At 32.1% G+C, this 26,427-nt stretch carries 21 protein-coding genes; 10 read left to right on the forward strand and 11 right to left on the reverse strand.

Translation table 11 applies throughout. The features are described 5' to 3' along the window. Positions 1 to 82: 82 nt before the first annotated feature. Positions 83 to 1,837, reverse strand: a complete 1,755-nt coding sequence (locus HPY57_11865; GenBank protein ID NPV12472.1) for a hypothetical protein — start codon at positions 1,835 to 1,837, stop codon at positions 83 to 85. 138 nt (positions 1,838 to 1,975) lie between these two features. Then, complete coding sequence (locus tag HPY57_11870; GenBank protein ID NPV12473.1) at positions 1,976 to 3,751, reverse strand: menaquinone biosynthesis decarboxylase; 1,776 nt, start codon at positions 3,749 to 3,751, stop codon at positions 1,976 to 1,978. 171 nt (positions 3,752 to 3,922) lie between these two features. Here HPY57_11870 and cfa point away from each other — a divergent pair, with 171 nt between their 5' ends. Together cfa and HPY57_11880 are read left to right on the forward strand one after the other, a co-directional pair. After that, positions 3,923 to 5,044: a cyclopropane fatty acyl phospholipid synthase gene (gene cfa / locus HPY57_11875; GenBank protein ID NPV12474.1), complete on the forward strand. Its 1,122-nt coding sequence runs from the start codon at positions 3,923 to 3,925 to the stop codon at positions 5,042 to 5,044. 237 nt (positions 5,045 to 5,281) lie between these two features. Then, complete coding sequence (locus HPY57_11880; protein NPV12475.1) at positions 5,282 to 6,730, forward strand: T9SS type A sorting domain-containing protein; 1,449 nt, start codon at positions 5,282 to 5,284, stop codon at positions 6,728 to 6,730. Positions 6,731 to 6,811: 81 nt separating this feature from the next. Here HPY57_11880 and HPY57_11885 read toward each other — a convergent pair whose 3' ends face one another. From HPY57_11885 to larC, 3 genes are all read right to left on the reverse strand, one after another. Beyond that, the gene (locus HPY57_11885; GenBank protein NPV12476.1) at positions 6,812 to 8,347 is read right to left on the reverse strand and encodes a T9SS type A sorting domain-containing protein; all 1,536 of its coding nucleotides are present in this window, start codon (positions 8,345 to 8,347) and stop codon (positions 6,812 to 6,814) included. Between the two features lie 95 nt (positions 8,348 to 8,442). Next, on the reverse strand, positions 8,443 to 9,084 hold the full coding sequence (msrA, locus tag HPY57_11890; GenBank protein ID NPV12477.1) for a peptide-methionine (S)-S-oxide reductase MsrA: 642 nt from the start codon (positions 9,082 to 9,084) through the stop codon (positions 8,443 to 8,445). 96 nt (positions 9,085 to 9,180) lie between these two features. Next, on the reverse strand, positions 9,181 to 10,440 hold the full coding sequence (gene larC / locus HPY57_11895; protein NPV12478.1) for a nickel pincer cofactor biosynthesis protein LarC: 1,260 nt from the start codon (positions 10,438 to 10,440) through the stop codon (positions 9,181 to 9,183). 93 nt (positions 10,441 to 10,533) lie between these two features. Here larC and HPY57_11900 point away from each other — a divergent pair, with 93 nt between their 5' ends. From HPY57_11900 to HPY57_11910, 3 genes are read left to right on the forward strand one after another with little or no spacing between them, the layout of a single operon-like run. Next, entirely contained in the window at positions 10,534 to 11,676 is a 1,143-nt protein-coding gene (locus HPY57_11900) for an aminotransferase class V-fold PLP-dependent enzyme (GenBank protein NPV12479.1), read from the forward strand. 7 nt (positions 11,677 to 11,683) lie between these two features. After that, positions 11,684 to 12,247: an aminodeoxychorismate/anthranilate synthase component II gene (locus HPY57_11905; protein NPV12480.1), complete on the forward strand. Its 564-nt coding sequence runs from the start codon at positions 11,684 to 11,686 to the stop codon at positions 12,245 to 12,247. Beyond that, positions 12,247 to 13,497, forward strand: coding sequence for an anion transporter (locus HPY57_11910; protein NPV12481.1), 1,251 nt, complete (start codon positions 12,247 to 12,249; stop codon positions 13,495 to 13,497). The genes HPY57_11905 and HPY57_11910 overlap by 1 nt, the downstream gene beginning before the upstream one ends. A gap of 83 nt (positions 13,498 to 13,580) precedes the next feature. Here the strand turns inward: HPY57_11910 and HPY57_11915 are convergent, their stop codons facing one another. The 4 genes from HPY57_11915 to ddpX form a co-directional block, all read right to left on the reverse strand. Next, the gene (locus HPY57_11915; GenBank protein ID NPV12482.1) at positions 13,581 to 14,894 is read right to left on the reverse strand and encodes an asparagine synthase; all 1,314 of its coding nucleotides are present in this window, start codon (positions 14,892 to 14,894) and stop codon (positions 13,581 to 13,583) included. 15 nt (positions 14,895 to 14,909) lie between these two features. Beyond that, the gene (locus HPY57_11920; protein ID NPV12483.1) at positions 14,910 to 16,547 is read right to left on the reverse strand and encodes a methionine synthase; all 1,638 of its coding nucleotides are present in this window, start codon (positions 16,545 to 16,547) and stop codon (positions 14,910 to 14,912) included. Then, the gene (locus HPY57_11925; protein NPV12484.1) at positions 16,544 to 17,647 is read right to left on the reverse strand and encodes an NAD(P)-binding domain-containing protein; all 1,104 of its coding nucleotides are present in this window, start codon (positions 17,645 to 17,647) and stop codon (positions 16,544 to 16,546) included. Before HPY57_11925 ends, HPY57_11920 begins: the two co-directional genes overlap by 4 nt. A gap of 192 nt (positions 17,648 to 17,839) precedes the next feature. Beyond that, positions 17,840 to 18,460, reverse strand: coding sequence for a D-alanyl-D-alanine dipeptidase (gene ddpX, locus HPY57_11930; GenBank protein ID NPV12485.1), 621 nt, complete (start codon positions 18,458 to 18,460; stop codon positions 17,840 to 17,842). A 110-nt stretch (positions 18,461 to 18,570) separates the two neighbouring features. Between ddpX and HPY57_11935 the strand changes: the two genes are divergently transcribed. The 4 genes from HPY57_11935 to HPY57_11950 all read left to right on the forward strand — a co-directional run bounded on the left by HPY57_11935 (position 18,571) and on the right by HPY57_11950 (position 24,045). Further along, positions 18,571 to 21,093 (forward strand): TonB-dependent receptor, encoded by a 2,523-nt coding sequence (locus HPY57_11935; GenBank protein ID NPV12486.1) that lies wholly within the window; start codon positions 18,571 to 18,573, stop codon positions 21,091 to 21,093. Positions 21,094 to 21,232: 139 nt separating this feature from the next. Further along, entirely contained in the window at positions 21,233 to 21,385 is a 153-nt protein-coding gene (locus tag HPY57_11940; protein ID NPV12487.1) for a hypothetical protein, read from the forward strand. Positions 21,386 to 21,501: 116 nt separating this feature from the next. Further along, positions 21,502 to 23,139 (forward strand): DUF3696 domain-containing protein, encoded by a 1,638-nt coding sequence (locus HPY57_11945; GenBank protein ID NPV12488.1) that lies wholly within the window; start codon positions 21,502 to 21,504, stop codon positions 23,137 to 23,139. Positions 23,140 to 23,145: 6 nt separating this feature from the next. Beyond that, entirely contained in the window at positions 23,146 to 24,045 is a 900-nt protein-coding gene (locus HPY57_11950; protein ID NPV12489.1) for a hypothetical protein, read from the forward strand. A 13-nt stretch (positions 24,046 to 24,058) separates the two neighbouring features. Here the strand turns inward: HPY57_11950 and HPY57_11955 are convergent, their stop codons facing one another. Next, positions 24,059 to 24,958, reverse strand: coding sequence for a hypothetical protein (locus HPY57_11955; protein NPV12490.1), 900 nt, complete (start codon positions 24,956 to 24,958; stop codon positions 24,059 to 24,061). A gap of 315 nt (positions 24,959 to 25,273) precedes the next feature. Here HPY57_11955 and HPY57_11960 point away from each other — a divergent pair, with 315 nt between their 5' ends. After that, the gene (locus HPY57_11960; protein ID NPV12491.1) at positions 25,274 to 25,909 is read left to right on the forward strand and encodes a molybdenum cofactor guanylyltransferase; all 636 of its coding nucleotides are present in this window, start codon (positions 25,274 to 25,276) and stop codon (positions 25,907 to 25,909) included. A 31-nt stretch (positions 25,910 to 25,940) separates the two neighbouring features. Here the strand turns inward: HPY57_11960 and coaD are convergent, their stop codons facing one another. Continuing rightward, the gene (coaD, locus tag HPY57_11965) at positions 25,941 to 26,426 is read right to left on the reverse strand and encodes a pantetheine-phosphate adenylyltransferase (protein ID NPV12492.1); all 486 of its coding nucleotides are present in this window, start codon (positions 26,424 to 26,426) and stop codon (positions 25,941 to 25,943) included. Between the last annotated feature and the right edge of the window lies 1 nt (position 26,427).

Genomic DNA, 26,427 nt, shown 5'->3' on the forward strand with positions numbered 1-26,427 from the left:
ATATTTTTTTGTCAAGTGGAAGGTTTGAAATTATTTGACAGAGAATTAAGGGATTGTAAATTAAAACACTAAGATTTTGGAACTAAAATTTCCCCTCCAGACTCATCCACCACTGGGCTATACGCATTTGAGAAAATAGATCAGGATCTATTAAAACATTTAAGGTAAAATTTGATGAGAGAAAAACCTTAAATCCACAAATTGCATTGGCTTCGTAAATAGAGTTTTTATAACCCGAATTTTTACTTGATACCACTGTTCCAATTTCTTGATACGTAGAATCATTATGAACTACGGTTCTATTTCTTATCCTATAAACAAAATTTTCTTCGTATTTCCCACCGCCAGTCAATTGATTCAAAAGAAACATTAACTCTCCATAGTCACCAACTTTTACATTGAATAAAAGTGGTATTTGATAGAGATAATCCATCGTTTTTCTTTCTAATTCAACTTGAGCATCTTCGAAATAACTGTATCTGGAACTATCCATCGGATAATATGATAATTGAGAATTATTTGTCATCCAAATTGTTCTACTTGTTCTGCTGATATTAAGTGGCTCATTAGAAATAATTTCCGAATATTTCTCAGAGTAAAAAGCACCAATTGCAAGATTAACTTTCGGTGAGATGTCAATTCTTAATCCAATAAAGCCGTTATATTCTTTCCTCTTTTCAAATCCAGTTAGTTTTGAAAAAGAAATTTGCCGATAATCTTGTAAGTTTTTAATCCAGTAATTTTCATTTGTGTAAAATGATTTATTATAGACAAAGTTTGTATCATATTGTTTGCGATTTCCATTGAAGTCAAATTTACCGCTTAAATAATTAAAGTAACCAAATACCTTCAAATTATCTTTTATATAACTCGAAAAATCAAATCCTGAATAATACAACTTTCCATCGTTGTCGAAATTACGATCAAGTTTCGAATAATAGCTGGAATAATCCCAAAAATTAGAAACATCAGGAATACCTGTTTGATAAAAGTATTTATTAACACTATTAAATGGTTGATTAACTTTTCCAGCAAGTAAACCAGTTTTAATTCCGATCTTTGTTTTTTCATTTAGTGAATAACTTAAGCCAAAAGTATAATCTTGATGATTATAATCTTGATCCTTGTCAATATCCTCCAGATATTCTCCCACATAGTCTGTATCCTGATGATTATTTGCGCGATACCTTAAACCTATTCTTGAATAATTTATTCCATTAAAACTAAAGCCTGCTGAAAATTTTTCATTTATTTTATATCCTGCAAAGAAAGAAAAAATATCCCCTTTAAATTTCATTTCGTTATTTTCCGTGGAAGAAGTCTGATAAGATTTTTCCATCAGAATCGGATAAATTAAATCAACAAAAGAATCATACCTTCTTATATTTTGATAAGTCAACCCCACAAATAATTTTCCTGATAAAAACTCAACTGGATTTGTAATAAAACCGAATGAAAATCTAGGCTCAGGCTCTAATCTGGTTGTAGGGAAATAATGTAGAGGATAAATTACTCGACCTTCGGGGATAATCTCGGGCATTTGATCAAGGGGTATTACAGGATAATCATATAAATCAGCCTCTTTTCTCTCCCCACGGTAATCAATGTAAAAATAATACTTACTCTCAAGTTCCGTTAGTCTAGCTGGATTTATAATCATATTAGCAAAGATATTTTCAACTAATACTGGAGTTATATCTTTTAAATTTTTCATTCCATATGGATTTAATAACTGACGATTAAAATAATAATCACTTGATTCGAAATATTGCTCCAAACCGCTCTGGGCTAATAATGAAGTTGAAACTAAAAGGAGGGCAAATAATTTTAATATCATTGATTATTCCGATTAGATGAAAAATAATTTTCAGACTTAATCTACCAATTCAAATATAACTAAATAATTCAGATTAAAGCAATACCACAGCTGTTGCTCAATATTCTCCTTAATTCAAATATAACTAAATAATTCAGATTAAACCTTGAATAGTTTCAGCCATTTCTCATCAACTTTCTTAATAATATTTTCTTCCATTCGTAAAGGCTCGGGATAACCTTGTTTCCAGGTCGCATCGATTCCCAAAATTCCTTCATAAATCGGACTTATTCCAATTAATTTTTGTTCTGTAAAAACAATATCTCTTTCTGCGTCAAATCGGGTAAAAATGCCCCAGATTGTTTTTTCCTGATTAAAGACATCAACATCTTCACTTACAGCAGCAATAATTTTAAAAGAACTCAATTCTTTTTGTGCGACAAGTTTTTCAATTGTCTCTCTTCCATTTTTTTCAACCTGGAAAACGAGTAAAGTATCTTCGTAAGTGTTTATATCACGAATTGTTGGATTTGTTTTTAGTAATATTTTTTTAATTTGTTCAAACTCGAGTCCTTTGGTCGTTTTTAGTTCCTTATTTTCAATTTTACTTGTTGCATCAATTACCATTTTGCTTCCGAGGTTCATTTTGAAGCTCGTGAAATCCAGTGTATCTAAAGGTACTTTTGGTATCATTACGAAATCATAATGGGGATCAAAGTTCCTTTTAATTTCTCGTAATACAGCTCGAAAGTCTCTTGGATTTATTCCTCTGTCAACAAGAATTACACATTTGGTTAAAGAAAGTTGTCCTTCACCCATAATGCTGAGAGCAGTCTTCACCGCTTCTTTGTGATATCTTTCATCAACAGAAACAACGAGCAGGTTATGAAATCCTGCTTCATAGTAAGCCCAGAGCGATTCAATCTCAGGATGGATCAATTTTATTAACGGGCCAAGAATTTTCTGAGTTGCATCACCAAGAAATTTATCTTCCATTGGAGGAATGCCAACAATAGTTGCAGGATAGATAGGATCTTTAGCAGTCGTAATTTTTCTTATTTGAAAGATTGGAAATTCAGCAGCAGCAGAATAATGTCCAAAATGATCTCCAAATGGGCCTTCCATCCTCCTGAAATTTGCTGGAACAATTCCTTCAAGAACAAACTCAGCATTTGCAGGAACTTTGATTTTAATTGATTTAGCGTTGATCATTGGAGTTCTTTTACCTCTTAAAAATCCAGCTAACATTACTTCATCTATATTTTCTGGAAGTGCAGCAATTGTCGCAAAGAGCATTGCTGGATCAGTTCCAAGTGCAACAGCAACTGGTAAATCTCTACCAAGTTTTTCTGCCTGATAATAATGAAATCCGCCGCCTTTTTGAATTTGCCAGTGCATTCCAGTAGTTGCATCATCAAAGACCTGCATTCGATACATTCCAACATTTCGTTTGCCTGTTCTTGGATCATAAGTAAAAACCTGTGGAAGAGTTATAAATCTTCCGCCATCCTGAGGCCAGCACTTCAAAACAGGTAAATCACTTAATCTTACTGGAATCTCTTGAGCTTGAGAATATCTTCCACCAGATTTAGGGAAAGTTGATAAAACTCGTTTTAACATTTCTTTTCGTTTCAAAATCTCATTGAATTTTGGCGGGACTAAAATTTCAGCAAACTTCAGAAGTTCATACCCAAGTTCATCTGGATCTTTTTGCAACGCAAGTTCGATTCTTCTATCAGAAGCATAAATATTCATCAACAAAGGATATTTTGAGCCAATTGGTTTAGTGAAGAGCAAAGCAGGTTTGTTCATCAACAAAGCACGATGGGCTATTTCTGTTACTTCAAGAACAGGATCGACTGGTTCTTCAATTATTAATAACTCTTTTTCTGATTTTAGTTCTTCGATAAATTCTTTAAGATTTGAAAAGCTCATAACTCATCCAATATTTGTGGTTAGTCATATCTAATGCAATTTAATTTTTACAAGGAGAGCATTCAAGGTTAAAAAATCCTGATGAATTTTATTCAAATAATAATTTTACATTATTATGCCAATTAATTTAATTTTATAAAGAAAACATTTTTTTAATAAGGGGGATTAAAAATGAAAAGCAGCAGATATAAAACAATTGTTCAGCAATTACTTGAACTCGCTGGAATCCGAATTAACGGCAACAATCCTTGGGATATTCAAGTCCACGACGAAAGATTTTATAAACGCGTTATAACAGAAGTCGAACTCGGGCTTGGCGAATCATATATGGACAAGTGGTGGGATGTAGAAAAACTCGATGAAATGATTTTCAGAATCTTACGCGCTGATTTACAGGATAAAATAAAACGAAATTTAAAAGTCGCGTTACAACTTTCAGGTTTTTATCTCATCAATATGCAATCGAGAAAACGCGCTTTTATAATAGGAGAAAAACATTATGACCTTGGTAATGATCTTTTTCAGAATATGCTCGATAAACGAATGAATTACAGTTGCGCCTACTGGAAAGATGCAACTAACTTAGATGAAGCACAGGAAAATAAACTCGAACTTATTTGTAAAAAGCTTTATCTAAAACCAGGCATGCGTGTTCTTGATATCGGATGCGGCTGGGGTGCTTTCGCAAAATATGCAGCTGAAAAGTATGGAGTTGAAGTCGTTGGCATTACCGTTTCAAAAGAGCAATTAAAACTCGCCAAAGAATTATGCGACGGTTTACCAGTTGAAATTCGTCTGCAAGATTATCGTGAAGTAAATGAGAAGTTTGATCGAATCGTTTCAATTGGAATGTTTGAACATGTTGGCTATAAAAATTATAGAGAGTATTTCAAAATTGCGGCAAAAAATTTAAAAGATGACGGCATCTTTCTCCTTCACACAATTGGTTCAAATATATCAACTAAATCTACAGATGCCTGGACACATAAATACATTTTCCCAAATGGAATGCTGCCATCTCTTGCCCAAATTTCTAAAACTGTAGAAAATCTATTTGTAATCGAAGATGTTCATAATTTCGGTGCCGATTATGATAAAACTTTAATGGCTTGGTATAATAATTTTAAAAACAACTGGCATAAACTAAAGGATAAGTATGGCGAGCGATTTTACAGAATGTGGGAGTATTTTTTACTCTCATGTGCTGGTGCATTTCGTGCAAGGAAAAATCAACTTTGGCAAATTGTTTTATCAAAGAAAGGTATTCTTGGTGGTTATAGTTCGATTAGATAGTTATTATCTTTTTCAAAAAATTTTTTTCTTGATTAAAGTATCTTAAAAATCCAACCTGTTAATAAAAATTTTTTGTCTCTACAAAGTCAGATTCCATAATATCATTTGTTTTACGTTCCCAGCATCTTTTTATTATTAAGGTTGAATTATGGTTATCTCCATTGCCAACAAAAATTATATTGATTAATTGCAATAATTATCACAAAATTGCATTAACAACAAACAGCGGGTTCAAATATGATTGAAAAAATTTTCACAATTTTAATCTTAACATTTGTAATTGCTTCTTGCAATGAAACCAAATCAACAAGTTTCTCGCTCGAAGAAGCCTTTCCGTATTTAACTTTTTCAAATCCTGTTGATTTACAATCTCCTCGTGATGGAACAAATCGCCTTTTTGTTGTAGAGCAGCAAGGACGAATAATTGTATTTGTAAATGATAGAAACACCACAACTAAGAAAGTTTTTTTAGATATAAGTGATAGAGTTTCTTGGGGTGGTGAGATGGGTTTGCTTGGACTCGCATTTCATCCTCAGTTCTCTTCAAATGGATATTTTTATGTTAATTATACTGCGAACAATCCAAGGAGAACTGTGATATCGAGATTTAGAGTTCCACCAACAAATCCCGATTCAGCTGATAAAAATTCTGAATTAATTTTGATGACATTTAATCAACCTTACTCAAATCATAATGGCGGATGTTTAGCGTTTGGACCTGATGGATATCTTTACATTGCAACCGGAGATGGAGGCTCAGCTGGTGACCCACAAAACAATGCGCAAAACTTGACTAATCTACTCGGGAAAATTTTAAGAATTGATGTAAACAATCGACAAGCTCCATTAAATTATGCAATACCCGCTGATAATCCCTTTGCAAATTCTCCTGATCCAAATATAAAAAAAGAAATTTATGCTTACGGTTTAAGAAATCCGTGGAGATTTAGCTTCGATCAAGTCACAAACAAATTATGGTGCGCCGATGTCGGTCAATATGATTGGGAAGAAATTGATATAATTGAGAATGGCGGTAACTATGGTTGGCGATGTTATGAGGGCAATCACCCATATAATCTATCGGGTTGCTCAGGTTCTTACATTTTTCCGATTTATGAATATTCTCACATCGAAGGGATTTCAATAACTGGCGGTTATGTTTATCGTGGAAATCAATTCCCAGAATTAACCGGGAAATATATTTACGGCGATTTCGGTTCAAAAAAAATTTGGGCGTTGACCTACGACGGTTCATCAACTCCCGTTAATGAACTAATCGCTACTTGCCCTCAAGCAATAAGTTCATTTGGAATTGATGATCAAAACGAAATTTATGTGGTTGGATACGAAGGCAGAATTTACAAATTGAAAAAAGTCACCAGAGTTGAAAATCAAAAAAATAAATCTGAGTTTATTAAAATATATCAGCCTTACCCAAATCCAACAAATGGCAAAGTAAAAATCAAATATGAAATTCAAAAATCAGATTTGAGTTCTACTTATAAGATCTTTTTTAAGATATATAACTTACTCGGGGAAAATTTGCTTGACATTTACAATGAGCATAGCGAAGCGGGTAACTACGAACTAAATTTTGAAACTGACAAGTTAACAAGCGGGATTTATTTCACTGAAATTTTAATCAACCAGAGAAGAGAAATATTTAAACTTCTTATAATAAAATAATAAAGCTCATCGGGTGATAGGAATGACAAAAATTTTTTCAAAACCCGATGAGCTTTGTTTAGAAAAACGATTTTTAATTCTTTACTTCAACAAGACCATTTTCTTAACTAAAGTTGATTTTTCAGTTTTAAGTTCATAAAAGTAAATTCCTGAAGATAATTTTCCCGCATCAAATGTAATTTCATACTCGCCAGCTGTATGGTAACCCGAGACTAAAGTTTTTAATTCTCTTCCTAACAAATCATAAATCTTAATCGAAGCATTTCCTGAAATGGGAATGTAATATTTAATTTTTGTCGCTGAATTGAATGGATTTGGATAATTCTGATAAAGTATGAAATTATTCGGAATGGTAACAATTTTTGATTCATTTTTAAGTAAAATCGAAGTAATGAAGTTACCCGTAACAGGATCAATCAATAGAAATAAATTTTTCTCATATCCTGTAGTTGAATCCACTCCATTATAAATTGAATGAAAACGAACATACGAAGTATCAAAAAACGATTGCGAATAGAGGTAACCCCCAGAAATTAACTGGTAAGTTTCACGAAAAGCTTTGCCACCATTTAACTCACCAATTGCAAATAGAGTATCGCTGTCCAAATATGAATTAAGTTCCAATTGTTTATTGAATTCAAAATCCTCAAATAGCCAGCCTGAAGTATCATCCAGAACCGGAACACCAAAGAATAAATTTACTGTAAACTTTATAGTATCCTGAGATAAATAACCATAAGAATTAGCCCAAGATCTTCCATCAAAGTCTGAAGTTAAAAAACCTAAAGCATACATTAGTTTTGCATCAGGATAATTGGCTTTTGCAACTGAGTCAACATTCTCAAATTTTTCTTTAATTGTTACAGGATTAAAATCACCTTGAAATTTCCTAGCTATATTTCCATCAGTTGGATTTATATAAAAAGTTAAAAATCCGCGTGGATTATAACTCGTATCGGCTTTATAGTATGTAACCTTCCAATAAATATTGCTTGTATCAGGGAAGAACAAATCTTCGTTCGATAAATTTCGTAATTCATAAAAAATTGAAGTTGATGTTCCCTCTTCCGATCTAAATCGATAACCGCCGTTAGCTTCAGCAATCAATGAAACTGAATCGCTGTCAATAAAATTACGTGTAATTGCAAGTGTTCCACCCGTAAATGGGAAATTAACAATAGAGGTATCTAAATATGCAAAAGCGCTTGCACAATTAACTACAAAATTCCCTTTTTGATTTGAATAAAAATAATAACTGATGAATAAGGATTTACCATCAATTGAATCTCCCATAGGAGTAGTTGATGCAAATTCATTTAATAAAATAGCTCGTAATTCGCTGTCCAATGCAAATTGCTTTGCATAATAAATTGCAGTATCAAGCCTCTCCTTAGCAGTAATAAATTCATTTTGCAAATTTGATTTATTGGATGGTCGTTTTGTAAAAGTGTAATTATTCAGATGACTGGATTTTAATTTTTCCATTTGCAGAGAAATTGATTTGTATTTTTTATAAATAGTTGGATTAAACCGAGGTGATTGACCATAAGCTGAAAGTTTTTGATTAAAACAGAGAAGAAGCAAAATAAAAATTAAATAATTTGTTAGCCCTTTCATTTTTTACCCTCCACTTTTTTAAAAAAATTTAAATGACAATCAAAAGATATTCAATAGCTACAGGGAAAAAGCAAGGTCTAACTGATTAAGCTTGATTATTTTAACTTATTCTGAAAGATTTTTTTTGTTTTCTCAACCTTAGGTGCAACAACAAAAATGCAATAAGTGCTGTAAGGATTTTTTTCAAAATAATTTTGGTGATATTCTTCAGCTCTGTAATAATTTTTGAGCGGTTCAACTTGAGTCACAATCGGCTTAGAGAATACTCCTTCCCGCTCAAGTTTTTTGATAAATTCTATAGCAAGATTTTTTTGAGTTTCATTGTGATAAAAAATAACTGAGCGGTATTGTGTTCCAACATCTGCACCCTGACGATTTAATGTAGTTGGATCATGAGTTTTGAAAAAAATCTCGAGCAGCTCATTGTAAGAAATTTTTTCGGGATCAAATTTAATTTGACAAACTTCGGCATGACCTGTTTTACCAGTGCAAACCTGTTCGTAAGTCGGATTTTCAACATCACCACCGGCATAACCGACTTCTGTTTCAATCACGCCATCAATTTGTTTGAAAACAGCTTCGGTACACCAGAAACATCCTCCTCCAAAAGTTGCAAGTTCGTAGTTCAATTCATTTTTATTTTTTGTTTGTTCTGACATTTTGATATTCCCTTTACAGTTTATCGTTGAAAGTTGAAGGAAAAAAATTAGAACGGTAAAAATAAAAATCTTATACATATCAATTTTTCTTTTTGAGATTTTATCTGACTTCTAAAACATTGATTTCTCATTCCATTGCATCAATGATCTAGCGAATTCAATTAAAAGTTTTGATTAATCATTAAGCTTTAATATTTGATTATAAACTTCTGCGATTGGAATTCCTTTTTCAATGGAGATTTTTTTGCACTCTTCAAATTCGGGGATGTATTTTTTGCCGTGTTCGGTAACGACAACCTTTACTTTTACTTTTCCAAATTTAGTCTCGACGAATTCAATATCTCTGTTAAGTTTTCTTCGATCAATTTTAATGATGCGAACACCAAGAGTTGTTGTTTCACGATAAATAATTCTCAAAACTTCATCAACTTTTGAAGATTCGCACAGAGTTGATAAAACAATTCCAGGTCTGCCCTTTTTCATAATAACAGGAATTAAATAAGCATCATGTGCACCTGCTTCAAGAAGTTTTTCAATCACAAATGGATAAAATTCTGGATTCATATCATCAATGTTTGTTTCAATAATGTAAGAATCATCTACTGAATAACCTTCGACAAATTCACCAATTAAAATTCTAAACAAGTTTGGAAGCTGCGGTATATCTTTGCTGCCTGCACCATAACCAATATTTGAGATTTTTACTTTCTTATCACTCATCAATCCGCTTGAAAGAGCTTTGATGATTCCAGCACCAGTTGGAGTTGTTAACTCAAATGGTAAATCAACAAATGTCACAGGATATTCTTTGAGTATTTCGATTGTGGCTGGTGCCGGGATTGGCATTCTGCCATGTTGAGTTTCAACAAATCCTCGTCCAAGAGGAACTATTGAAGTATAAACTTTTTTAATGCTGAAATAATCAAGTCCAATTGCACAGCCAACAATATCAACAATCGAATCAATTGCGCCAATTTCGTGAAAATGAACATCATCAAGTTTTACATTATGAATTTTCGCTTCAGCTTCGCCAATGATGGTGAATATTTTTTTCGAAATATCTTTAACATTTTCATTCAATGAACTTGAGTTAATTAAATCCATAATTTCAGAATATGTCCTGGTTTCATGGTGATGGTGATGTTCTGCATGCTTGTGTGCATTTGTAGTGTGATGATGTTCGTGATGGTGCTCATTTGTTTGATGATGTTCTTTATTGTTTTTATGATAATTTTGATCTAAAATTTTTACATCAAATTTTACAGCGGTGATAGATTTCTTTTGAACACTCGAAGTCGATAATTCGTAACCGCCCAGATTCAATTTTTTCAATTCTGACTGCAAATACTCAAACGGCAACCCGGCCGATATAAAAGCACCGATCATCATATCTCCGCTAAGTCCTGAAAATGCATCGAGTAAAGCTATTTTCATCTTTAATTTCCTTCTTTTGCTTGCAAATATATCAAATGATGTTTAGAGTGATTGTAAACGAATTTATATCTTTGAGTAAATAATGAGAAATTTATGATAAACAAAGACGAAGTTCGAAAGCATTTCACTTATCTTAATAATGGAATGATTTATTTCAATCACGCATCGACAGGACCAATTCCTGATTTCACAGTCAAAGCAATTAATAAATATCTTGAACAAAGAAGTGAAGATTCAATTGATAATTACAACGAAATTTTAGCCATTACAAAAGAAACAAAAGAATTAGTCGCAAAATTTATCAATACAACCTCTGATCGAATTGCATTTGTCGATAATGTTTCAAATGCGATGAATCTCTTAGCTCAGGGACTACAATGGAACAAAGACGATGAAATTATTCTCTTTGATATTGAATTTCCTGCCAATGTTTATCCTTTTTTGAACCTTGAAAAGCAAGGCGTGAAAGTAAAAATACTTCCAACAAAAAATGGTAAAATCATATTTGATGAGATTAGAAAAAATATCACGGATAAAACAAAACTCCTTTCAATAAGTCACATACAATTTTTAAGTGGATATCGAGCAGATCTTGAACAAATTGGAAAACTCTGCAAAGAAAATGGGATAATTTTCGCAGTAGATGCAATTCAATCGTTTGGAGTTGTAAACATCGATGTTCAAAGAATGAACATTGACTTTTTAGCTTCGGGAATTCAGAAATGGTTTCTTGGACTTGAAGGGACTACCATCGTTTATGTTTCAAAAGAACTTCAGGATAAAATCAATCAAAAATATGTAGGATGGTTGAGCGTTAAAGATGCCTGGAATATTCTTGACTACAAACTTGAACTTGATGAGACTGCTCACCGCTTTGAAAACGGAACATTAAACTATGCTGGAATTGTATCGCTGAATCCGAATATAAAATTTTTTATCTCACTCGGAATAAATGAAATTGAGAAAGAGATAATTGAAAACACAAAATATTTAATTAACCTTCTCGAAACAGATCAATTTTATTTTCTCTTCAAACCCGATAAAGATTATCAAATGTCTGGAATTGTCAGCATTAAAGTTGATAATCCTGAAAATGTTTTTCAACAATTAAAGCAAAGGAAAATTCATATTTCAGTGAGAGAAGGATATCTGAGATTTTCACCGCATTTTTACAATACAAGAGAAGAAATTGAAACCGTCGTAAAAAATCTTAAAGAGATTACAAACAAATCTTAGAAACTAAATGATCTTAGTTATAGATAATTACGATTCTTTCACTTTCAACCTTGTTCAACAACTTGCTAAGTTTAATGCAAATTATATTGTTTTGAAGAATGATGAAATAAATTCCGAATTGATACAAAAAATCAATCCCTCTAAAATTTTAATTTCACCTGGACCGGGAAGACCCGAAAATTCCAAAGGCTCGCTTATTGCAATAAAAGAATTTAATAAGCAAATCCCGATTCTTGGAGTTTGTCTTGGACATCAAGCAATCGGTTACTTATTTGGAGCAAAGATTATTAGAGCAAAAAATATTTTGCACGGTAAAACATCAGAGATTAAAAACGATGGAAAAACAATTTTCAGGAATTTGCCGGAAAAATTCTTAGCCGCTCGTTATCATTCTCTCGTCATTGATGAAAAATCACTTTCAGAGGAATTCGAAATCTCGGCAAAAAGTGATGACAATGAAATAATGGCAATTAGACACAAACACTTTCCAATCGAAGGAGTACAATTTCATCCAGAGTCTATCTTAACCAAATTTGGTGATGAGTTGATTAAAAATTGGATAGAAATGTAATGTTCGAATTTCTTCAGAAAATAGATTACAAGCTTTTTTTAACAACCACAATTACAATCATCACACTTACGGGAATTGCTATTGGAAGTCTTCCAAAGCTCAGGATGAATCGAGCAACAATCTCACTTGTCGGTGCAACATTTTTGGTTTTAACTGGGGCAATTTCACTCGATGATGCTTATCGGTCAATTGATTTAGATACGATTACACTTCTGCTTGGAATGATGATTATAAATGTTAACTTAGGTATATCAGGTTTTTTCCAACTGGTTGCATCGAAGATAATTCATTTTTCAAAATCACCGGGACAATTGCTGATTTTAATAATTTTCTCCTCGGGAATTTTATCTGCCATTTTTCTTAACGACACAATCTGCATTATGCTTACACCTTTGATTGTTGAGATTGCCATCTCATTGAAAAGAAATCCAATTCCCTATTTAATCGCACTTGCCGCTTCAGCAAATATTGGTTCCGCTGCTACGATAATTGGAAATCCTCAAAATATGATAATTGGAATGAGCTCAAAAATCCCATTTCTGAAATTTACTGGAGCTTTAATTATACCATCAATATTAAGTCTGCTTATTCTTTACATCATTATAATTCTGATTTACAAAAGTGAATTCAAGAAGGAAAATTTTGAACAATTTCCTGAATTTAATTTCAGAATTTATAAGCCTCTTTTTGTAAAGTGTATTGTCGCTGGATTTATCTTTGTTGGGATGATCATTCTAAATTTTCCTCTTCCACTTTCTGCACTTACGTCGGCTTCAATTCTGCTCGTTACCCGTAGATTAAAACCACAAAGAGTTTTTATAGAAATTGATTGGTCGTTGTTAGTTTTCTTTGCAAGCCTTTTTATAATTACAGGTTCAATTGAAAAAAATGCATTGAGTAAAAAATTATTTGATTTAATTGAACCAATAGCAAAAGGCAATAGCGGGCTTTTTGCTGTATCTTCAGCAATATTGAGCAATATTGTATCCAATGTTCCTGCAGTAATGCTCTTTAAACCATTGATTGGTCAATTTATTAATCCTGAAAAAGCGTGGTTGATACTTGCAATGTCTTCAACTTTTGCGGGTAATTTGACTTTGCTAGGTTCAGTTGCAAATTTAATTGTTGCTGAATCAGCTAAGCGTTATGGTGTAAAACTGGAATTTGTTGAATACCTGAAAGTTGGTGTGATAATTACAATTATTTCAATTGCAATTGGTTGGTTGTATCTTGAACTAACATTTAAATAAAATTTCAGAGTAAACATTTTCAAGCTAAGATTTTATTTTTTAATTCAGGCGATTTTAGAATTACTAATATTTTAAAATCCAACTCAATCGAAGTTCTCAATTTCACCAAAACATTCAGTAAAAATCTTGTAATAAAAATATTCTTCTTTTGATCTTAAAACTGAATTCGATTTTGTTTTTCTCTGAGATCTGAATTCTTCATCTGAAATTTTAAAATCCGCATATTCAGAAATCAAATTCTTTACATTTGAACCTTCCCAGAATTTTTCTTTCTTTCGTTTAATAATTTTATCAGGCAAAACATCCTCAAAGGCTTTTCTCAAAATCCATTTTTCAATTCCATTTTTAATTTTTAATTCTGGTGGAATTTTAACTGCAAACTTTATTATTTCAGAAACAGCAAAAGGTACTATTGCCTGAACACCGAAAGACATTGAGCATCTATCAACTCGCTGGAGTGCAGTATTGTGCAGAACATTTATCAGGGCATTTAGTTCAGCCGGCAAATCACTTAGATTAAAAGTTTTCAAATAAGAATACCCTGCAAATAATTCATCTCCTCCTTCTCCAGAGAAGACATAATCAATGTATTCAAATGCTTTCTTAGTAATCATATAATTAATCACTGACGATCGCACAAGATAAACGTCAAAAGATTCGAGTGCGTAAATAACTTCTGGCAATTCCTTTAATATCTCATCGATTGAAACAATAATCTCAAAATGTTTGGTCTTTAAATGTTCAGCCATTAAAGAAGCATATTGCAAATCAGATGAACCTTTAAGTCCTCCACTGAATGTATATAAATCCGGATAAAATTTGCTTACGATTTTTGCAATGATACTTGAATCCAAACCGCCGCTCAACCATGAGCCAATCTTTCCTTTATAAATTCTTTTTGAAATTGTTTGTTCAATTAAATCTTTTAATTTTTTGCCAATCGAGATTTCGTCTAATTCTAAAAAAACATTATCAGTATTTACTACATCTGTCGAGTTAATTTTATTGTCTTGAAAAATGCTTCCTGGTTTTAGCTCATTAATTTTGTGCGTTATTCCAATTAAAGCTTTAATTTCAGATGCGAAAACTAAACTTCCATCATTTGTATAACCAAAATAGAGTGGAGCAACCCCTGGATAATCCCTTTCCAATACTAATGAGCCGTTTATTTCCCTTGCTCTAGCAAAGTGATCATCAAAAATGTTTTGTTCAACAAATTTTTCTTTTTCGAATTTATCAAATTCTTCATCAGTCAATGTATTCGATACAATTCCAAATGTAGAATGTTCGGTTGAAAATACCTTTTGATTTTTCCAGTTTTTATAAGGAAATTTAATCAGCATATCTTTAATAAGATCAAACCGCTCAGGCTTGTTTATTCCTACTATTCTTGTCATCTAAAAACGCTCCTTTCATTTGAGATACTTTTTAAGCCTCTGCTTTTCTTTAATAATTTTACCTGTTCTTGGGTTAACCGCAAACCATGCGCCGTTAATCAGATTTGTTTTGATTCTACCACACAGGTGCGGATTTCCTATAAAATGCGGAGTATCTAAAATTCCCTCTTTAATTGCTTTTGCCAGCACTTTTGGATCTGCAAGTGGATCATCACTCATATTTCTTCCAAAGTTCTTAATTGCCTCAAGAATTATCTTTGCTTCTTTCTTAAGTTCATCTTTTCGTTTCTTTAATCTTTTATCATTTGAAATATCTGGTAAACCATTCAAAACATTTTTTATTACTCCATGAGCAATCTTACAACTCTCAATTAATTCTTCTGGATAAACAGCGTGATCGCCTTCACAATAAGCAACTACATGAAGAATGTGCGGTTTCATATAAAGGGTTATTAAGATTGATGCAGCAAGTTGACCCTTTGCTATATCTGGATCAGGAGAAAAGTGAGCGATACCAGATCTTACCTCACGATAAAAATCAAAATTTTCATCTTTTAATTCTTCAATCAACTCATTCTTGGCCATCATTTTTGCCAGATCCATTTGTGGACTTGTTCCAGGCGGAGTATTAAACATAAATTGGGCAACATATTTTTTAACACCCATCTTTTTTGCGTTGTAAGCCGCAAGATAAGCGGTCGCAACTGCCAGCGAATCGTGAGCGTCTCTCAGACTCCATTGATGAGATTCATTTACTTCGACTGGAATATTTCTTTCAGCGTACCATTTCATTGCCTGTTGATTTTCAGCAATTGAAATTTCAAGAGGTCGAGTGGATCTTCCATCCATTACACTGTACCAGGTTAATGGAATAGCAGCCCAGGCATTATTAATTGTCTCAACTGACATTTCCGCCCATTTAATCAAATCATTTGTCCCACTATAACATCTCATCAATGGATAATTGCCTGTTCTCGATGCTTCATAAATTGCTTTTAAATCTTCAGGTTTACGAACAGGAACTCCACCTGCACCATCAAGTTCTTTTCTCATCAGCTCTGGTCTGAAGAAAAATTCTTGAGCGTTCTGGTCCGTTCCCAGTGAAATAACATCGAGGACCTGTGCTTCTGCAATTTTTCGGGCACCTTCTATCGTTTCTTCAAGTGTGGGTCTGCCAAAGTGATGTCTTAAAATTGGATAAGGATATTTTTGTTTTATTCTTTCCTCGAGTGTTTGAGGATAGAGCTGTTCCCCTCGTTCTAAGGTTTGTCCTCTGAGATAAGAAATCACATAATTTTGATCCTCTGTTCCATCAAAAACTTTTGAAAAGAATGAAAATTTTCTGGCAACCTCAGCAACACTTGTTGTTCCTCCAAAGATGAAATTCTTTTCTTTTAAAAATGGATTTTTTTTAATTAGTTCTTCTAGAGATTTAAAAATATTCTCTGCAACTTCTGGCGTTAATCTATAACTTAAAGCAATTATATCGGGATTATATTTTTTAATTTCTTTAAAGAGTCTTTCAAGGGGGACAGCAGGACCTAGAGAGATTGTTTTAAAGCCTTCGAGTTCTGCTAATTGAAGAAAGTGATTTAAACCGCCAATGTGTACACAATTTCCGAGTGCACAACCTATAATAATTTTCTTTTTCATAACTTTTCTCCTATTGCTAATAGTCTTAATTCTCTTAAAGAAAGGTCGGCTATATTCAATCTCTCAACTGTTCTTCCAATCTCCCAATAATCTGTCTGATTCAACAAAGAAGCCAGATGTATTAAGGAATTTATTGTTGGAGTTTCAACACCTAATTTTTTACCAACTGATGCGATCGGGACAAGACTTGTTGGAACATCTTCGGTCAAGTATCTCATATTTAATCGTTTAGGAGCAAGTATTCCTCTATACCCTGGATTTGCCATCATAGCATCGTAGAGTGTATCACCTGATGCACTATAAGCTAAGTATAACCATTCCCTGGCAGTCAAAGACCTTATTCCCAGTGCTTCTGCAACCTTGACTCTTTCACTATCAACTTCTTCAAGTACTTTAGCAACCGAAGGAGTTACCCCTTGAACATAAAACTGAAAATCAGATACATCTTCAATCCAACCTGCGTTCAATATACACAAAGTTGGATGAAAGACTGCTCCAATGTTATCAAAACTTGTTTTGAATATATTATCACCAGGAACAAATTGAGGATATGCAATCCTCAGTTTCTTTAAAACTTCTGGAATAAGATGAGCTCTAATTGATGCAATTGGGATAGAATTTTTAATTCTGAAAATTTTTGCCTGTCCGGGTCCTATAGCCCTCGATGCATAAATAAAAGTTTGTGTTTCAGCTAGAATGACATCTGTTTTTATGTTCATTGAATTCAAAACTTGTTTAAATTCTAACGCCCCAAAAGTTCTGCCAGGGTTTAAAACTATTATCTGCCCATCTTTCAAATGGGGTCCCATCTGTTCAGCTATAAACCTGTGAGCTGTCGCAGGAACCACTATCATTATTATGTCAACATTTTCAATGGCTTCTTTCATATCGGTAGTTGCAATCCGAATCTCTCCAAATCCTTCCAGGCCAAAATCACTTTCTATTCTAATTCCACCCGTAGATTTTACACCCCATAATCTCTCTTCACTTCTGTTATAGAGATTAACTTCGAAACCCATAATAGCAAGGTGACCTGCCATTGCTAGTCCTCCATGGCCTGCACCGATTACCGCAAACTTAGGTTTGGGATTCTCTGACATTGTAATTCTCCTCCATTGTGTTAAAATAAGAGTTAGATTAAAGATAAAATTTTTTGAATAATATGCAAGCCTAGAGGGATGATTCTTTTACTTTTAGCAATTTTTTAATTGTAAATGGATTTTTTAACGATCAAAGGTGATTTTATTGAAAAAATAATCTTGCCAGGTTAGTTTAATTTTAACTGATTATAGTTACTTAATCTTGATATCTAAAATTGGATACTTTTCCCAGCCTTTGTAATCGAAATGCCACCACTCTGTTCGCATCGGAAGAAAATTAAATTTCGTCATCGCTTCTTGAAGTATTTTTCTATTCTGCAAAACTCTTTCAGGCAGATTTTTATAATCGATGTGTGATTTCTCTGTGAAATCATCATAAGGCGTTCCCATATCCAATTCGTTCCCCAGCGAATCTACAAGCGTTAAATCAACTGCACATCCTCGATTATGCCTCGAACCTTTTGCAGGATTTGCAACATATCTTTCATCAGGCATAATTGCCCACATTTTTTTCTGAACGGAAAGCGGGCGATATCCATCAAAAATTTTTAATCTTAAATTGTATTTCTTTTTTAAATATTGATTGACTTTTACAAGTGACTCGGAAGCTTCTTTGATCAAATACACTTTGTTAGTTTCATAAAGTTTTTGACCTGTAAAGTTATTTTCAGTAGCGTATCGAACATCAACTAAAATTGTTGAATCTAGTTCTTGAATATTTACAAGTCTACTGATCTGTGAAAAAACCGAATTGTTTATAAAAAGGAAACATATAATCAGGTAAAAAGATATAAGCCAGTTGTTATTTGTCATAAATACCTCTTTTAATTTAGTTCGCATTTTAAGAACAATATTCTAAATATTTTTGTTTTAAACCAGAACCACAAATTATTGTCAAAAGAAAAATAAAAATGAGGAGATATATGAAAAATATTTTGAAAGTCGTAATTATTGTGCTCTTGTTTTTCAATATTACAAAAGCACAGGATCAAAGAAGATCACCAATGGGTAATCTTAATATTAATGGGAAAATTACCGGGAAATTAATCGATGAGCAATCCGGGAAACCAATCGAATACGGAAATATTGTTTTATACAGATTTCGAGATTCATCAATGGCAACAGGAACGATCTCAAATTCTCAAGGAAATTTCGTTCTTGATAATGTAAATGTTGGAAGATACTTTATCAAAATAAGTTTTATTGGATTTGAAACTCGAGTAATCGACTCTGTTCTTGTTACTCCAAGAAATCCTGAAGTAGATCTTGGAGTAATAAAACTTTCACCAGCTGTAGTTAAACTCGGTGATGTTGTAGTTCAGGGTGAAAAAGAATTAATAATCAATAATCTCGATAAAAAAGTTATCAATGTAGAAAAAGATCTGACCAATGTAGGAGGTTCAGCGCTTGATGTAATGCAAAACATTCCATCGGTAACAGTTGATGCAGATGGAAATGTGGCTTTAAGAGGCAGCACGAACATTCGCCTCCTCCTTGATGGTAAACCAACCAATATGGAAGGCGTAAGCACTTATGACATCCTTTCACAAATTCCTGCAAGTCAAATCGAACAGATTGAATTAATTACCAATCCCTCTGTTCGTTATGATCCCGAAGGTACAGCTGGAATAATTAATATTGTCCTTAAGAAACGAAAAGACGCCGGTATAAATGGAATTATTACACTTAACGCAGGAACTGGTGATAAATACAATACATCATTTAATATAAACTACAAACTTGATGGTGTGAATGTTTATGCTGGTTATGATGGCAGAATTAATAGATTTAATTCTTCAGGTACAAACATTAGAGTATCGAGTATATCAACAACATCACCATTCTTAAACCAGACTCAGTCTGGCTTAAACAAAATGAACTCTCACAATTTTACATTAGGCGCAGATTATAACTTAGATGATTTCAATTCATTCAGCTCATCACTAAAGTACCGAAACAATACTTTTGATAATAACTCATCAAACAATGACTTAACCTACAACGCAAGTAATATTCTTGAATCTGAAATGATTCGTTCCAATACTGGTGATAGAACATTCAATTCGCTTAACTTTTCTTTTGGATACAAAAGAACTTTTGAGGAAAAAGGTCGTGAATTTACTGCCGATTTCCTTTATTCTAATTTTAAGATGAACCGCCTCGAAGATGCTGAACAATGGAATAATGTTTATTTACCTTCCACTTCTTATGTTCATTCATTGAGGAGACTTTCTGGTGAAGGTAAAAACGATATGTATATTGCTCAAACAAACTACATTCATCCTTTTAAATCTGGGATTAGACTTGAAACAGGATTTCAAGCAACAATCAGAAAAGTAAATACTTACAGCGACTACTTTAATTATGATTTTGCAAATCAAGTTTTTGTGGATAATCTGGCACTTAAAAATTACTTCGAATACGATGAACAGATTTATGCACTTTATGGAATTTTTTCTCATCAATTGTTTGGAATTAAATATCAGTTTGGTTTAAGAGGCGAGCAGGTTTATACAAAATCTAATCTGCCTTTAACTAATCAATCATTTAAAAAAGATTACACTTCACTTTATCCTTCAATACACATTTCATACGAATTTTTACCAATGAATGAAGTGCAACTAAGCTACAGCCGAAGAGTTGATAGACCAAACAACCGTCAGCTTAATCCAGTTGTAGATTACTCTGATTCTCTTAATGTCTTTGCAGGTAATCCATACCTTGATCCTCAATACACAAATTCTTATGAACTGAATCTTAACAACGCTCTTGGATTTGTATTTCTTAATACAAGTATTTTCTACCGAACCACAAACGGCGTCATTTCATCTTTAACAACACTTCAACCAAATGGGGTTCTTTACACCACATTTGCCAATGTAGCCAAAAGCGAAAACTATGGTGTTGAGTTTATCTGGACACAACCAGTTGCAAAATGGTGGAGACTCGTTGCCAACTTCTCTTACTTCAAAACAAAAGTTGACGGTCAGGGAATCTTAAATGTTAATCAAGACGCAACGAGCTGGATGACTAGAATAATGTCTTCGTTTATATTTTGGGATAAAACTCAATTACAGATTGTCTTCAATTACAACTCACCAACAATTACAATGGGCGGAATGTTCGGTGGAGGATTTGGCGGCGGAGGCGGTCGCTATGGCGGAAGCACCATTATAGCTCAAGGTAAAATGTATGAAATGTATGGATTGGATCTGGCATTAAGAAAAGATTTCTTGAACGACAAATTATCTGTTACCTTACGATTAAGCGATGTCTTCAATACGCGTAAATTTGGCGGTGAAGTAAATGGGGAGACTTTCACTTCCAAGTTCAATCGAAAAATGGATACAAGGGTTCTATTTTTAGGAATTAGTTATAAGTTTAATAACTATAAAGAAAAACGAGACAGATTAAATCCTGATGAAATAGATCAGGAAATGTTTTAATTAAATCTAAAAGAATTTGATTTGTTAAGCCCGATCAAAGATGGTCGGGCTTTTTTATTTGGAAAAATCGAAAAAGTTGTACTCATATCTTTTTAGATAAAAAATATTTTTGTAAAATTAAGTAAACATAGGACAGGTTATGTCTATCAATCAAATTCGCACCATTCTCTATTTCATAGCCCGCATACTTGGGGATATTAACGCCGTTCAAAAAGGAAAAATTGGCCAAAGAATTGGCCGCAGAATTCTTGGAAAAATTTTTGGCAGAATGATGGGCAGGATTTTTAAGTAAAAAAAGAAATCTTGAAATATTAAGAGATGAATATAACTTTATAAAAAATTTAAGTAAGATTTTTGGGTCAAAAAATTTTAGTACACATTAAAGAAGTAGATGAAAGGTAAAAAACAATGATAAAAAATCAGCCCGAAGTATCTTTAAGAATAAGAAATTTTCGAAGTTTTGAAGATATTACGATTCAACTTAAACCAATAGTGCTTTTTTTTGGGAATAATGGCTCAGGTAAAAGCTCACTTATAAAAGCTACAAGATTTTTCTTTTATAATTTATTTAATGCAGGATATTCTGGAGCTCCATTATCTGACGAAAAAAATTTAAGTTTTAACTTTGAAGATATAAATTTATTTTCTTTTAAGGATACTGTATTAAATAATGATGTTAGTAAAGTAATGTTTTTTGAATTGACGATGAAAAATGCGAGAGGTATTTTTTATTCTATTCCTAATGATTTAAGACATTTAATTAAAAAACATAAAATATATGAAAATGAAGATGAATTTCGTGAAGAAACAAAAAATTTAAGCTTTAAAGTTTTTTTAAGAATATCTCAGGAAAAAGAAAAATTGTTTTTTTCTTTTGGAATTTATGACCTAAAAACCAATGAAATATATTACCTTGATAAAATCGATACTTGCAATGATTTGGAGTCTTATTTACAAAATAAACATCTATTCATGAATAATTATACCAATAAAATTATTAACCCCTTTTTAGATGCATCTTTTGATTTAGTTTTTGAAGAATTAAACATTATCTTACACCAAAAAGAATACAAAAGAAAAATAAAAATAGTTAAATCTTATTGTAAGAAGTTAATAAAATTTAGATATATAATTCCAAGCATATGCTTTAGTTATTTTGGCGATAAAAAATCATTTGAGAATATTCCAGCTATAAGAGAGAAACCTAAAAAATATTTTGATTTAGAAGGTAACGTCTTTAAATACAATGATTATTATTACATACCTTATCTTTATTGTACTTCTGACAGAAAATATCAGAAATTGGGAACCATTTCAACTAGTAATGATAAACAACCCATTCGTAAAAAAGTTATAGAAAAACCTTCTAAAAACCATAATACTCTGCAAAAAACTTATAGTGATCTAGAATACTATAATCCTTGGATTTTAATAAATTTTGAAATTAAAGAAATGGGCTTAGCAAGTAAACTAATCGTGCATAAAAATAACGAATTAGGCATAGGATGGATTGAATATGTGTCTATAGATGGTAAAAGTAAATCCAATTTAACCGAAGCCTGCAGTGGATTACTTCAGATTTTACCTATATTAGGTGTTATTCTTGAAAAAGAAGAAAATCCATTGAATTCACCTAGGCTTGTAATAGTGTCAATTGAACAACCTGAACTTCATTTACATCCAAAATTACAATCACAATTGGTTGATTATTTTTTAAGATATCTGGATTTTACTTTTAATCAGATAATTACTTACTTAATTATTGAAACCCATAGTGAGCATTTTCTTAAAAAACTTCAAGTACTGATTGCAAATGATTTCGAGCTGCCTACACATTTTGATAATGAAGTGAGTAAACCTAAATTAAAAGACCTTGTTAAGATTTATTTTTTTGATAAAAACGATGAAAATGGTATAACAAAACTAAAAGAAATTGAAATTCTTGATAATGGCTTTTTGAAGGAACCTTTCCCGGAAGGTTTTTTTGATGAATCAACCGAACTTGAATTTTCACTACTTAAAGCACAATTAAAAAGAAAAGATTAATTAATAATGAAACAGCCAATTGTATTAGATCCAGATGTTATTTTTACGCTCTTAAACAATCGTGATGTTTTAGACAATGGGTACAATTTTTTTCGCTTGATAAAAATTTTAAAACAACATCACATAATAGTATTTGACAACAACAGCGGTACATCAATTTGGCTAAATGAATTCGAAAAAATTAAAAATTCACTTAAAAACAAATACGAATCTCAATTTTTAAATTATATCAATCCCAAACATCTCAACTTTGCATTCTACATAATCAATAGTGATCAAAAAAATTTCTTGTTTGAATTAGCTCAAAAAACACCCGAAAAAATTGGTATCAAGTACGAAAGTCTAAAAAAGGATAAAATTATTTTTTACGACATAGAATATTTTAACAGTGATAACAACAATGATATTGAAAACTTTTTGCTAAGAGACAATAAAACAATTGAACTAAGCATAGGCACAACGATTTCTGATTTCCGTCTTTTTTCCCCATATGTGCGGGAAGCTCAGCAAATTGAAATTTGTGATAAATATTTTATGATTAATCCAAATTACGATGACGATCTTAATTTCATTTTGAGCATTGTAAAAAAATCTAAAAAATTAAATAAACTAATTTTTCATATAAACTTTGATGAAGATAACCAACTAAATGATTATAAAAAGGAATTAATTTTTAGCCGAGCAAGGGAATTTTTTGGAGAAAAAGCGATCGAGCTTGAATTTTATCTTTATAATTCGGAGTTAAATCATGACAGATTTATATTAATAGACACGAATAAATTTTCAATAAAATTCACCACAAGCTTTAATAACTTTAGGAAAATTAATGAGAATACTTTTAGAGTAGCTAAAGCCTGCTCTATAATTTTTACAACCGGTCGAAAGTATTTTGATAATTCTCATTAGTATTGTCATTTAATTAAAACAAATCCCCTTTCAGCTCATAGTTTCTTAAACTATCTGCAACCAAAGCCGAAATTTTTTCTAGGAGCTTGCTTATTGAACTTATTTCATCTTCAAAGAAAATTACTTTTGAAACAACCTTACTGCTCATTTGTATTTGATCACAATTTGTATTCTTAAATTTTTCTTTAATGCTTTCGACCATTCTTTTATTTGGATTAATAACCTCATAGTTAGAGTATCTCAATTCATTCATCACTGATTCAAATACTTTTTCTGCAAATCCATAGTGGGTGCAGCAAAGTGAAAGAAATGTTTTGGCATTTTTATCTGGCAACTTTTCCAGTGCCTCAACTAAATATTTCTGGATTAAATTTCTGGTCTTATCGCTTTCTGGATTTATCTGAATTTCACTCTCAAGATCTGGACAGGCTTGATTTATAATTCTTGTTTCATCGATACCATTTTCAATTAATTTTAATTTATAAGTGTTTTTATTTATTGTAGTTGGTGTTCCAAGTATTATCACCTGCGACTTCGGATCGCTCTGTAATTTTTCTTTCATTGAATTCACACCGTACTTGACAATTGTTTCGACAGGAACTTTCTCTTCTTTTGCAAATCTTGTTTGCTCATAAATAACAGAAAGTGTGTTGCAAGCAATAAAAATAAAATCCGGATTATATTTTTCTTTCATAGAATACAAAGCAGAATTAAAAACAGCAATTCGTTCATCATCGTTTGGCATTTTGTTATAACCGATCTTCTTGTCAGGCGTGGAGTTGAAATAAATTAAATCAACACTCTCAAATGGTTTTTCTTTTATAAGAAAATCAGCGGCTTCAGCCATTATGCTGATTCCACCCAAACCTGAGTCTGTAAATAGAAGTTTTAATTGCTGCTTCATTTTTTCCATAAAAACGTCAAAGTATAAAATTCATTTTTTCAAAATTACTAAATCAAAAAATTGAAGTAGAATGAAAAAAGATCAGATCACTTATTGGACAGAGTTCATTTAAATTTAAGATCAAGCAGCAAATAAAAATTATTGTGTTTCTTCTTTGTATTTAAAAGCATCGGCTCATCTCTTATATTTGAATTGGAAAGATTGGAAATTAATTTCTTCTTTTGAGAGTAGAGATAAATTTATTTTCAAAAATTTTTAGAGATACTGTATAAATGGGTTAAAAGCTAAAAATCAAAATTAAATGTAATCGAATACGGGGGAATTATGTTTAAAGATATAACTGCTATCGTTTTAGCTGGCGGCAAAAGCAAAAGAATGGGAAAAGAAAAAGCGCTCCTTCCAATTGGCAATAAATCAATAATTCAAGTACTCGTTGAAAAACTTAAAGAACTTTTTCCAAAAGTTATTCTAAGTACCAACTCACCAGAAAATTTCGTTTTCCTCCACATTCCGATGGTTGAAGATTTTTATAAAAACATGGGACCTTTAAGCGGAATTCATGCTGGACTTATTGAAACTGAAACTGAAAAGAACTTTATTATCTCCTGTGATTTACCTCTGATGAACAAAGAAATGATAGAATACATTTGCAATTATAAATCAGATAAAAAAATAGTTGTTTGTAAAGTCGGAGATTATATTGAACCAACTTTTGGAATTTATTCAAAAAGCATTGTCGATGAGATTGAGGTGATATTAAATCTAAATTTGCAGCAAGGACTTTCACCCAGAGATATTTCAATTCAAAATGTAATTGAAAAACTTGGAGCTGAGATTATTGATCCTTCTTCGCTGCCATTTTTTAATGAAGATTTGTTTTATAATATGAACTCATTTGAAGATTACATTTATGTGACAAAGAAATTAGGCTTGAATAATTCTCAAAAAATTAAAGCATAAATTCTGACGAATTGAAAAGCAGCCTAAAAGACTATTTTTTAGCAAATTTTTCTTTTAATTTTTCTGCAACAAACTGAGGAACAAAATCACTAACATTTGCATTCAGTCGTGCAAGTTCTCTCACAATACTTGAGTTCAAATAAGTATATTTCTCGTGAGGCATTAAAAAGACCGTTGTAATCCCGCTTGAAATTTTTCTGTTCATCAATGCCATTTGAAATTCATATTCAAAATCACTGACTGCTCTCAATCCTCGTATGATTGCAATTGCTCCTTTCCGTTTAGCATATTCAACAAGCAATCCATCGAACACATCTACTTCAACATTTGAAATCGATTTTACAGCTTCTTTAATCATCTCGACTCTTTCTTCTTTTGTAAAGAGCGGATTCTTTGACGCATTTTCCAGGACAGCTACTATCACCGTGTCAAATAATTCTGATGCTCTTTGAATAACATCAAGATGTCCAAATGTAATTGGATCAAATGTCCCTGGATAGATTACTAGTTTTTTCATT

The organism is Ignavibacteria bacterium (genome assembly GCA_013177855.1).
Classification (GTDB): Bacteria; Bacteroidota; Ignavibacteria; order Ch128b; family Ch128b; genus Ch128b.